Below are 11,914 nucleotides of genomic sequence, written 5' to 3' on the forward strand. Positions count from 1 at the left end.
ATTTTATGAAAAAGTTAAGTATTGTGATATTATTAGCAACTTTAGGCTACTCATTTAACTGGAATACAATAGTTGGGGTATTTAAAAAAACTGTAAATACTCTTAGCTATACAATAGAAACAAGTGGTGTAAACCCTAGAGTCTATGAATTTGATACACAAGGATATCCAAGAATGCATTGTGTTGTGATTTTTAGAGATGATACCCGCACAAGTCCAGCTATACATTGTATTGAAACTAAACCTGAATATATAAAAATGAATGAAAAATTAACGAAATAAAATTTCCACTCCTCTAATAGTGCCACCTAAATCTCTAAAAAACTCAAACTTTTCTACTTTTCCTTTTAAAAACTTAGTTAATCTATCTTTTTGATTATAACCTATTTCAATTATTGCTGCTTTATATTCTAGATTTTTTGCTTTTTTTATTATCTCTTTTACAATATCAAGCCCATCCTCACCACCATAAAAGGCTAAATCAGGTTCATACTCACTTGGTTTTTCCCAAGAATTTTCTACATAAGGAGGATTCGCCACTAAAATATCACCACTAAAATCAAATAAATTGCATTTTTTAAATTCTATTTCGACATTATGCAATTTTGCATTTTTTTTAGCTACTTCTAATGCAGTTTCACTAATATCTGTAGCAATTACATTTGCATTTGTATGTTTTGCTATCTCTATTGCAATTACTCCACTACCGGTGCAACAATCAACAACTTGGAACTTTGAACTTGTAACTTGGAATCTTTTTATTAATTGTATAGCTCTCTCAACTACAACTTCCGTATCATCACGAGGTATTAAAACACCTTCAGTAATATAAAACTTATCTCCATAAAAATATACTTCTTCAAAAAGATATTCAATTGGATATCCATTTTCAACTTTTTTTTGAATTTCAAAAAACTCTTTTGGAACTGGCTTTTGATCATTTAAAAAAAGCCAAGCTTTGTCTTTCTTTAGTAACTTTTCTAAAATATATGCTCCATTTCGTAAATTTAATGCATCTTTAATTTTCAAATTTTACCTTTTCTTGATCAAGTCCTTTTTTATATTTTTCAATTAATTCAATTACTCTCTTAGCATCTTTAGAATAATTTTCTTTTTTTCTATTCCTCTGCTTATAATAACGTTCATAGTTACCATAAACATTAATCAACTCTTCTATATTCTTAGGAACAAACAACTCTTTTTTTGCTTCAATACTTTCATAAATATTCATACCCTCAATATCAAAATCAACAAACACTAAAACTTCTTTATCTTTTAAAAATTTTTTTGTAATTCTGTTTAATTTTCCACCAAGATAAACCACATTTTCATTAATATTTTTAAAATTTTCGCTATTTTCTACAACAACCCAGTTTCTTATATCTAAATTAACCTCATCTAAACTAAAATAAACTCTAACAAACTTTTCATTTTTTAACTTTAAAACTAAACTACTTGCAAAAATTTCTATATAAACATTTTTTGAATCACTTGAATATTTAACATTTTCTTCTTTTGAAGTTGGATTCAGTATATTTTCAACACTATCAAGAGAATCAAGATTTAAATTATATTTTGCCTTTAAATATAACCTAAGAGAATGTTCATTTATCAACTCTCCTCTTACACTAAACGCAAAATCTTCTGCTTCTTCTTCGCACCAATCTCTAACTTTTCTTATAAATTCTTTTTTGAATTTTCTGTTTTTAATTTGATTTAAAACTTTTCTAACTTCCCATCTCAAACTTTATACCCTCTTCGCTAATTAGCCTAATTACTTCAAACTCTCCATTAGTACTTCTAAATTTATAAATATCAATCTCTTCAACATCTCCTAAAACTGGTAAATCTGGTGTAACATAAATAACTCCTAGCCCTCTTTCATTCACATAATCTCTAAGTAACTTTTGATTTTTAGCTGAAATTACACTAACTTCATCTAAAATTAAAAATAGATTTGCTTTTTCTTTTAAAAATAATTCAAGAAGGCTAACAGCAATTGCTATTTTTAAAAGTATACTACCACCAGTTGAACTTTCATTTTTAATAATTCTCACTCCTTTTTTTACTTCTCCATTCTCATTAAATTCAAGTGTAATATCCACTACATCAGCTAGAGAAAAACTTTCTTTATTTATCTCATTTTTGATTCTCTCAAACAAAACTTCAATCTCTTCAATTAACTTTTTAGAAGCTCTTTTATCAAAAAATAAGCTTTTTTCATTATCCAAAATCTCAATTAAATCAGTCACTTTCTCTTTAATTTCTTCAAAAAGCTTTAAAATATCCCTTTTTGCTTCGTCAAACTCTAGTTTAATTTCTTTAATTACTCCAAAGTCAACTTTTCTTAAATTCCTGTTAACTTTTTTAATTTGAGATAAAAAGTCCTCTTTAGCATCTTCAAAGTTTTGAATTTCTCTATCAAGTATCCCTTTAATTAAGTTTCTTAAATTTTCAACCATTGTTTTATTATGGGTTTCAAACTTTTTCTCTTTAAAAATAATTAATTCATCAATCTTCTTTAATTCATTACTATCAAGAGTATCTATAAGTTCAAAAGCAAAGTTAACATCAAGCCCTTCTATTACAAACCTTTCTAAATCTCTTTTAACCACTCCTAATGTATCAATAAAATTAGCTTTTTTATAACTAAATTCTTTAATATTATCTTTGTAAGCTACAACCAAATCATCCAAAAATTCATTAGTCTCTACTTTATCTTCTACATTTGGTATGTCTTTTGCTTTATTTATACCTTTTTTTATTTTTTCTTTTATTTTATTTAATTCTTTTTTCTCATTTGTAAAGTCTTCAAGCCTTTTCTCTATTTTATTAAGTAAATTTTCTTTAAACTCCAAAAAGCCTTTTTCTCTTTTTGAATAGTAATTTAATTTTTCTTTTAACTCATCCAAACTTTCAATAAATGAAAGCTTTTCTTCATATTCTTTTAAAAACTGACCTGCTTTTAGTGATTCATGTAATTTTTCTTTAATTCCTCTTTCTTTATTTCTAAGCTCTTTTAATTTTTCATCTTTTGTAGCATTTAATTTTTCTTCTTCTTTTTTTACAATATCTAAATCTATTTTTTTCTTTTCTTCATTTAACCATAAATTTAATTCTTTTTTTATTTTTTCTTTTTCTAAAGTTTTCTCTTTATTTAGTTCATTTTGTTTTGTTTTTAACTCTTTTTCCAAAATTTTATAAAGCGAAACTATTTCTTTTTTCTCTTTATTAAGTGTATTAATTAAATCTTTTTGTTTTTTTAGATTTGCTTCTATTAACTTAACTTCTTCATTTTGTTTAATTCTGAGTTTATCAAGTTCTTCTTTTTCTTTTTCCTTAGTTGCATTAATTTTAGATCTAAACTCAATAATTTTTTCTTTTATTCTATCATTATTTTCTTTTAGAACTTCAATTTCACTTCTTTTCTTGATTTCAAGTTCTTCAAACTCTTTATTCAAAATAAATTCATTTTCTCTAAACTTATCTTCTAGAACCTTTAATTTTGTATGTAAATCTTTAATTGCTTCTTCTGCTTCTTGCATTGTAGGAATAGACTTTAGTTTTGATTTATTAAGTTCAATTCCAAAAACTTCACCTGATTTTATTTTTGGCTCTAAATCTGTTACATCCATACTTAAAAGATTTTCATCAATTACAGGATAAAGCTCAACCTCCCAATTTGGTACATTCTCATTTAAAAACTCTTTAAAACTATTCTTTTTTGTTTCAAGTATTGATTCAAAAAACTCAACTCTTTTTTTAATTTCGCCTTTTTCTTTTAAGAAGTTTTCTTTTAATTCTATTAATTTTTCTTCTAATTCATCCTTTGCTTTTTTAATTTCACGATTTAGCTTATAAATTTCATCCTCATTTTCTTCAATTTGCCTCTTGAGTGATTTTATCTCTTTTTTTATTCTATTTTCTTCATCTTCATATTTTTTGATAATTTCATTTTCTTTTGCCTTAAACTTTTTAATTACCTTATCTTTTTCAGTTTGTAAGCTTTCTAATCTTTTATTTGCTATCTCAATTTCTTTTTTTAATTTACTTTCTTTTTCTTCTAACTCAATCTCTTTTTTTCTATATTCATCTTTCAAAGATTTAAATTTTTCTTCAAAAACTTCTTCAAGTTCTCTATAAGCTAAAATTTCTTTTTCTTTTCTTTCATTTTCTAAATTTCTTTTTTTTCTTTTAAGTTCTTTTATTTCATCTTCAATAACAGCAACTAAATCTTTAATATTTGCTTCAAGTTCTTGAATTTGTGAGATAACTTTACTTAACTCATCTTGATATTCTTCATACAATGAAGCTTTTCTTTTTGCACCATTTACTCTCTCAAGTGTAAAATAGTTTTTTAATCTATTTATCTCGTCAATATCTCTTTGCAATTCAAAAATAATTCTTTCAATGTTTCTTTCACATTTTTTTGCTTTTTTTTCTAAATGAGATTTAACACTTACAAATTTTTCTATTCTTTTTTCTAAATCCTTGATTTTCTCAATTACATCTTTTAATTTATCTTCTTCTATACTTTTTCTATAAGAGATTTTTGCAAGTATTATTTTAATTTCTTTATCTAAATTTAATAATTTTTCTTTTAATTCTTTAACATCATCAATTCTTTTCTCATTTCTTTTAAATCTACTATAAAAATTAAAGTAATTTTTATATTCTTTGATTTTATTGAAAAACTCATCATAGTCAATCTCACCTGCAGTGTCTCTATCAAGAGAAGTTTTAATAATTTCTTTTATTGAGTCTACATCAAAAACCGCCTTATTTACATTAAAAATTTTATTATATAGTCTAATAAATGTTTCGTAATTCTTAATCGTAGTTACTCTAAACTCTTCTTTTTTTACATCCATTCCATAAATAATTTGTTTAAAGTCTTCATTCCTATGAATTAATGCTACTCTATTTGGCTTATAAATTTGAAGCATTTCTCTATATTCAACCACATTTTCATTTTTTACTAAATCATCTACTCTAAACTCACCTTCAATTATAGCTTTTTTAATATCTCCAGAGCTTTTATACATTATCACAAAATATTTATCAAACTGATAAACTATATATGAATTTGGATATTGAAAATAAAAATCCTTAAAACTTCTTTTGTTTGGGTCAATTCCTAAAGATTTTACATCTGAGTTATAATAATAATGAATAGCCCTAATTGCCGTTGTTTTTCCACTACCATTATCTCCTACAAAAAATATATTTCCTTTTCTAAGGTCAATCTCAGCATAATTAAATCTAGCCGAATTAATAAAATATATCTTATTCATCTATTGCCTCCACAATATCAAGATAATAATACATTGCATTTAAAACTAAATACTCATCTTTTGTAACACCCTCAATCACACCATTTCTCTCAAGTAAATTAAAAAACTTATCACTAATCTCAATAATATCTTCACTTTTAAATAAAACCTTTGAAATATCTTTTACTTCTTCAAATTTAGATTTTATTCTAACTATAAAATCACTCTTTTTTATCTTATGTCCTACATCAATATGAACAAATAATTTCTTTAAAAGTGCAAGTGATAAAATTAAATCCTTTTGATGACTAAAAAACTTTTCTTCATCGTCTTTACTAACTGGTTTTGTCAAATAAAAATATCCATTTTCACCAACCAAATAAAATCCAAGTTTAGCCACTGCTTTATCTAATTCTTCAAAATTTTCTTCAATACTTAAAAACTTAGCAAAATTTTCATATTTTTTTGAATTTGTCGAAATTATTACACCTTTACTTAATACTTCAAAAACATCTTTTATTTCCATTTACAAATCCTTACATTAAATTCGTTATAATTTTTTGTATATATAATATTTTTATCATAATGATTTAACACATAAACAAAAACTCTAATACTTTCACTCAAAAGCTTATCATTTTTTTTATCAATGTAACTTATTATACTTTTAAACAAATCTTCACTTCCATCTAAATTCGATACAAGTTTTTTAATATCAATAAGTTCTATAACTTCTTCAATTGGTTTTTTAGGTAATGTCTTTTTAGCCTCTTTTTTTACAGATACTCTTCCGATAATCCTTTTTACCAATTCATAATCGACAACATCTGGAATGACTACAATTTTCTCTTTAAAAACAAAATTTTTAGTTACTAAAAAGTCATCAATTTTTTTATCTTCTTTTAAAATCATATCAGCTATTTTATATAATTTTTTATTAAACTGTCGTTTTTTTTCTGTTTGAATAATAAATTCTTTCAACCTAATCAAATATTTTTCAATATTTCTATTTAACTTTACTACAGCTACTAAAATATCTTTTATAAATTCTTTTAATGGGGTGTTTTTAACTTCCTCAAAAACATCAACAATCTTAGCATTACTATCAATTAAACTTTCAATCTCTTCTAAAATTCTCTTTGCTTCTTTAATCAAAATATCAATATCACTTATATTATCTCTCTCAAACCCTAAAATTAAAGATAAAATCATTTTATCTCTATTTTGCATTCCTTGAAAAATTTTATTTACAAGCTTATACATACCATCAACATAAAAACTATTTTTCGTAACTTTATACTCCTCTTTATATTCAATTAAACGCTTTAATTCTTTCTCATAATCTTCAAAAACATAAGAAATATCACTTCTAGCAAGCAATGTATTTACAAAATCAAGATACAAATCATTTATATAATAATAATTATCAATTTTATTAAATATACCAACTTCAACTAATTCTTTTGGAACAGAGATAAGTTTTTTTTCTTTATATCCAGCATCAATAATTTTTTTATATCTACACAAAAGATTTAAAAGCTCTATATGTTTCATAAAAACTCCTAAAAGGGTCTATAATGAAATTATATCATTTGGAAATTATGGAAGTAATAAATTAAATTAGTAATGCATATTTTCTTAAACAAAAAGAATTGAAAACTCTACTCTATCAATTCTCTAACATCTAAAAAACTGCCACTAGGAAATGAATCTAACATATCAATAGCTTTAACTACTTTTTTAACTCCAATTTCAATAGGAAGCTTAGAAAGATCTACCCTATTTAAACTCTCAAACTTTTCTCTATCACCACTTATAACTTTTTGAACCATATCTGTATCAATAACTCCAGGAGCAAGAGCATAAATTTTTGTATCTACTTCTTTAGCATAAATTTTCACCATCATATTAAGTGCACATTTACTAATAGAATATCCTCCCCACCCAGCATTGCCATTTTTAGCAGCTCCACTTGAAATTGCTACTATTTTTCTTGAAATTGGTGCTAACAAATCAATTAAAACTTTATTAGACCACACATTTACTAAAAAAATATCTTCAAGCTCTTTTACACTCCATTTCTTTAGCTCTTTAATTTCTCCTAAAATACCTGCATTTAAAATAACTAAATCAAACTCAGTACTAAAATAGCGAACAGCATCTTGTAAATTTTCAATTGCCCTCAAATCACATTTATAAAAGTTTATATTATCAAACGGATTACTTCTTCCAATAGCAAAAATTTCATAATCTCTTTTTAAACACTCTCTTACAAGACCATACCCTATGCCTCTATTTATTCCCGTAATTAACACTTTCATTTCAATTCCTTATTTAATATTTATATTTAACATAATAATTTTACTCTTTACTTTCTAACCTCTCAAGCCTTTCAAGAATTGGTGGATGAGAATAATAAAAAATAGCATAAATTTTACTAACTTTTGGAAAATGTTTGTTAGCTTTCACTAGTTTTCTAAGAGCACTTGCTAAATCTTTTTTACTAACCAAAACACTTCCCATTTCATCAGCAGCAAATTCATTATGACGACTAATCATATTTATCAAAGGTTGTAATATAAAAAATAGCATATCACTAAATAATAATGTTAAGATTATAATATTTGCTCCATTTTTAGGTATCCCTAATTCTTTAAATAAATTATCCGGCAAGTTTCCAAAAATAAAAAAAACTAAAAAAAGCATTAATCCGACTACTAAAATATTTTTTAAGATATCTTTATGTTTAAAATGTCCAAGTTCATGGCCTAGAACTGCCAATATTTCATTTTTATTAAGTTTCTTTAGTAGTGTATCAAAAAGAACTACCCTTTTACTTTTACCAAGTCCTGCGAAATATGCATTAAGCCTAGTATCTCTCTTACTAGCATCCATTACATAAATACCATTACTTTTAAATCCAACCTTTTCCATCATCTCTTCAATAGAATTTTTTAAGTTTTCATCTTTTAATATCTCAAACTTATTAAACCAAGCCGCAAAAAATGGATATAAAATATTTATTAATATAACAACCAAAAATGTAAAAATAAATCCTATTATCCACCAATTTTTAAAATTATCAATAAAATATATAAGACCTGCAAAAAAAGCTCCTCCAAAAATTATAAAGATTAATATTCTTTTAATTTCATCAACAACAAATACTTTCCAAGATGCTACATTAAATCCAAATTTCTTATCAATGTATTTTTCCCAAATATGAATAGGCAAAGTTAAAATATAATTTATTAAAAAGAAAACTCCTATAGTTTTAAGTTCTCCAACAATAGTATTATCATAAAACAAATAGTTTAAAATAAAAAGCGCTCCACTAAACCATAATACTACTAAAAATAAACTAATTAAAGAATTAAAAATTTCAATAGTATGTCTATAAATTGAATAAATAGCAGCAGTTTTAAAATCTTCTAAATTTAATAAAACAGGTCCTTTTTCAAATTCATTTTTTATAAAAAAAACTTCTTTTATTTCTAATAAGATTTTTAAAAAAACATAAAAGCCATAAAGACCTATTAAAAAATTTACCATTTAATCCCTTTTTTTTGAGAATTTTAACAAATAATTTGATTATAACAAATTAAATATAACTCTATAGATAAAGAAATATAATATAAGGTTAATATAAGTACTAATAAGTATAAAAGCATAAAAATTATAAAAACATATACAAATAGCGAAATTCCAAGTTCCGTAGCAATAAAAATAGAAAATGGAAATTAAAAAAATCACACAAATGAGAGTTGAAGATAAAAAAACTTGCCCAACCTGCGTAAGCTGGTCTGGGTAGATAATAAAAAGTTTATTGATTATACCAATTCTTAATTAGTTAGTTACTTTATAAATGTTTAAAATTTCCTTAATTTCAATACTTTTCATCATTTTCCATTGTCAATTGGTATAAATTTTATTATACTGAAGTGTCTAAACATCTTGGGATTGGTATTAGAGTATTGGGAGATAGGTATATTAGTAAAATATGTAGAATTAACAATTAGAAAAAGAGAGATATATAATAGATTAGGACAGGTAATATAATAAAATTAATTTTATAATTAAAATAATAATTAAAATAGACATTAATATGAGAGAAATAAAACAAATATCCAAGAGAAGTAAAAGATAGAGCCGATATATATAGTGCCAGACTCTTTGTTATGTTATAAAAGTTATACACTGAAAAGCGTAGCAGGGACCTACTTTCCCACATCCGTAAGGATGCAGTATAATCAGCGCTGTAGGGCTTAACTTCCTGGTTCGAAATGGTTCAGGGTGTTTCCCCTACGCTTTTCCCACTACGCTTGTCACTATATAACTAAAGTTAGCTGTTAAAAGCCTTGTCCACGCACTTACAGAAGCCAATCGGGTTATTAGTACTGGTCAGCTCAACCCCTCGCAGGGCTTACACCCCCAGCCTATCAAGCAGGTAGTCTTCCTGCACCCTTCAGGGAAGGCTCATCTTGGAGTGGGCTTCCCGCTTAGATGCTTTCAGCGGTTATCCCTTCCGTGCTTGGCTACCCAGCACTGCCCTTGGCAAGACAACTGGTACACCAGTGGCACGTCCAACCCGGTCCTCTCGTACTAGGGTCAGCTCTCCTCAGCCTTCCTACGCCCACGGCAGATAGGGACCGAACTGTCTCACGACGTTCTGAACCCAGCTCGCGTACCGCTTTAAATGGCGAACAGCCATACCCTTGGGACCTGCTCCAGCCCCAGGATGCGATGAGCCGACATCGAGGTGCCAAACCTCCCCGTCGATGTGAGCTCTCGGGGGAGATCAGCCTGTTATCCCCGGGGTACCTTTTATCCTTTGAGCGATGGCCCTTCCACTCAGAACCACCGGATCACTAAGACCGACTTTCGTCTCTGCTCGAGGTGTCTCTCTCGCAGTCAGGCTGGCTTATGCCTTTACACTCTTCTGGCGATTTCCAACCGCCATGAGCCAACCTTTGTGAGCCTCCGTTACTCTTTAGGAGGCGACCGCCCCAGTCAAACTACCCACCAGGCACTGTCCCCCATGAGGATTACTCATGCGGGTTAGTAGGCAGGATATCCAAGGGTGGTATCTCAAGGGCGGCTCCACCTGAGCTGGCGCTCAGGCTTCTAAGCCTCCCACCTATCCTGCACATGGATATCCCACCTACAATGCCAAGCTGTAGTAAAGGTCCACGGGGTCTTTCCGTCTTGCCGCGGGTAGGAGGAATTTTCACCTCCACTACAATTTCACTGGATCCCTCCCTGAGACAGCCCCTCACTCGTTACGCCATTCATGCAGGTCGGTATTTAACCGACAAGGAATTTCGCTACCTTAGGACCGTTATAGTTACGGCCGCCGTTTACCGGGGCTTCGGTTCACCGCTTCGCCTTTCGGCTAACGGATCCCCTTAACCTTCCGGCACCGGGCAGGCGTCACACCCTATACTTCCTCTTACGAGTTAGCAGAGTGCTGTGTTTTTGGTAAACAGTCGGCAAGAGCGCTGCGCTGCGACTCCTTTCGGCTCCAGGAGCTAAGTCCCTTCACCTACTCGGAGCACACCTTATCCCGAAGTTACGGTGCCAGTTTGCCGAGTTCCTTAGGGAGGGTTCTTCCACGCGCCTTAGAATACTCATCCCGCCTACCTGTGTCGGTTTACGGTACGGGCTACTAACAGCTCAAACGGCTTAGAGGCTTTTCTCGGCCCGACGGTATCACCGATTCTCTCTCCCTCCCGAAGGAGTTTGAGAGCCTGTCAGGTCTCGGAGTTTTGCTAGGCGGATTTGCCTACCTAGCCTCCTACACCCTTCGAGCCACTATTCCATCAGTGACCTCGGCTAACCCTAGGCGTCCCCCCTTCGCCTCGCTGTTAGTAGGTAACGGAATATTAACCGTTTTCCCATCGACTACGCCTTTCGGCCTCGTCTTAGGTCCCGACTAACCCTACACTGACGAGCATCGTGTAGGAAACCTTAGGCTTTCGGCGAGTGGGATTCTCACCCACTTTATCGCTACTCATGCCTGCATGCTCACTTCCTGCCGCTCCAGTGCTCCTCACCGGTACACCTTCAGCGCTGACAGGAACGCTCTCCTACCACTCCCCCTCCACAGGGAGTCTACGGCTTCGGTGTAAGCCTTTAGCCCCGTTATATTTTCGGCGCCAACCCGCTCGACCAGTGAGCTGTTACGCTTTCTTTAAAGGATGGCTGCTTCTAAGCCAACCTCCTGGTTGTCTAAGCAGGTTGACCTCCTTTTCCACTTAGGCTTAACTTTGGGACCTTAGCCGGTAGTCTGGGTTGTTCCCCTCTCGACATAGGATTTTATCACCCTACGCCTCACTCCCAGGATTCCACCATAGGTATTCGGAGTTTGACAGGGTTTGGTACAGCTGTGGGCCGCCCTAGCCCTATCAGTGCTCTACCCCCTATGGCTACCTCCTGAGGCTGCACCTAAATGCATTTCGGAGAGAACCAGCTATCACTGAGTTTGATTGGCCTTTCACCCCTATCCACAGGTCATCCGAAGGCTTTTCAACGCCTACCGGTTCGGTCCTCCAGCGGGTTTTACCCCGCCTTCAACCTGCCCATGGATAGATCACTCAGCTTCGGGTCTGCAGCCACTGACTTAACGCCCTGTTCAGACTCGCT

General features: G+C 30.6%; 8 protein-coding genes and 2 rRNA genes (1 of these 10 running past the window's edge). 1 reads left to right on the forward strand and 9 read right to left on the reverse strand.

The features are described from left to right. Window positions 1-5 precede the first annotated feature (5 nt). Window positions 6-281: a hypothetical protein gene (locus ACYQ1U_RS02940; RefSeq protein ID WP_459884139.1), complete on the forward strand. Its 276-nt coding sequence runs from the start codon at window positions 6-8 to the stop codon at window positions 279-281. On the opposite strand, the gene ACYQ1U_RS02945 is transcribed toward ACYQ1U_RS02940, so the two are convergent. The 9 genes from ACYQ1U_RS02945 to ACYQ1U_RS02985 form a co-directional block, all read right to left on the reverse strand. Continuing rightward, window positions 270-1,028, reverse strand: coding sequence for a HemK/PrmC family methyltransferase (locus ACYQ1U_RS02945; protein ID WP_459884141.1), 759 nt, complete (start codon window positions 1,026-1,028; stop codon window positions 270-272). The two genes, ACYQ1U_RS02940 and ACYQ1U_RS02945, sit on opposite strands and share 12 nt — an antisense overlap. Next, window positions 1,018-1,743: a DUF7281 domain-containing protein gene (locus ACYQ1U_RS02950; RefSeq protein WP_459884143.1), complete on the reverse strand. Its 726-nt coding sequence runs from the start codon at window positions 1,741-1,743 to the stop codon at window positions 1,018-1,020. The genes ACYQ1U_RS02945 and ACYQ1U_RS02950 overlap by 11 nt, the downstream gene beginning before the upstream one ends. Beyond that, window positions 1,727-5,293: an ATP-binding protein gene (locus ACYQ1U_RS02955; protein WP_459884145.1), complete on the reverse strand. Its 3,567-nt coding sequence runs from the start codon at window positions 5,291-5,293 to the stop codon at window positions 1,727-1,729. Before ACYQ1U_RS02955 ends, ACYQ1U_RS02950 begins: the two co-directional genes overlap by 17 nt. Further along, window positions 5,286-5,798, reverse strand: coding sequence for a condensin complex protein MksE (locus ACYQ1U_RS02960; protein WP_459884147.1), 513 nt, complete (start codon window positions 5,796-5,798; stop codon window positions 5,286-5,288). Before ACYQ1U_RS02960 ends, ACYQ1U_RS02955 begins: the two co-directional genes overlap by 8 nt. Beyond that, a complete protein-coding gene (locus tag ACYQ1U_RS02965; protein WP_459884149.1) occupies window positions 5,789-6,826 on the reverse strand; it encodes a hypothetical protein in 1,038 nt (345 codons plus the stop codon). The genes ACYQ1U_RS02960 and ACYQ1U_RS02965 overlap by 10 nt, the downstream gene beginning before the upstream one ends. A 107-nt stretch (window positions 6,827-6,933) precedes the next feature. Then, on the reverse strand, window positions 6,934-7,593 hold the full coding sequence (locus tag ACYQ1U_RS02970; RefSeq protein ID WP_459884151.1) for an SDR family NAD(P)-dependent oxidoreductase: 660 nt from the start codon (window positions 7,591-7,593) through the stop codon (window positions 6,934-6,936). 40 nt (window positions 7,594-7,633) lie between these two features. Next, entirely contained in the window at window positions 7,634-8,824 is a 1,191-nt protein-coding gene (locus ACYQ1U_RS02975; protein WP_459884153.1) for a M48 family metallopeptidase, read from the reverse strand. Between the two features lie 652 nt (window positions 8,825-9,476). Next, window positions 9,477-9,593, reverse strand: a 5S ribosomal RNA gene (gene rrf, locus ACYQ1U_RS02980). 49 nt (window positions 9,594-9,642) lie between these two features. Then, window positions 9,643-11,914: ribosomal RNA gene (locus ACYQ1U_RS02985) — 23S ribosomal RNA — on the reverse strand; it runs 637 nt beyond the window's last position.

The sequence above is a fragment of the Caminibacter profundus genome (assembly GCF_054657155.1).

Bases quoted from the DNA above. Each gene is read 5' to 3' on its own strand.
- ACYQ1U_RS02960 (WP_459884147.1), bottom strand. From the start codon at position 5,798: ATGGAAATAAAAGATGTTTTTGAAGTATTAAGTAAAGGTGTAATAATT.
- ACYQ1U_RS02975 (WP_459884153.1), bottom strand. From the start codon at position 8,824: ATGGTAAATTTTTTAATAGGTCTTTATGGCTTTTATGTTTTTTTAAAA.
- ACYQ1U_RS02965 (WP_459884149.1), bottom strand. From the start codon at position 6,826: ATGAAACATATAGAGCTTTTAAATCTTTTGTGTAGATATAAAAAAATT.
- ACYQ1U_RS02970 (WP_459884151.1), bottom strand. From the start codon at position 7,593: ATGAAAGTGTTAATTACGGGAATAAATAGAGGCATAGGGTATGGTCTT.
- ACYQ1U_RS02955 (WP_459884145.1), bottom strand. From the start codon at position 5,293: ATGAATAAGATATATTTTATTAATTCGGCTAGATTTAATTATGCTGAG.
- ACYQ1U_RS02940 (WP_459884139.1), top strand. From the start codon at position 6: ATGAAAAAGTTAAGTATTGTGATATTATTAGCAACTTTAGGCTACTCA.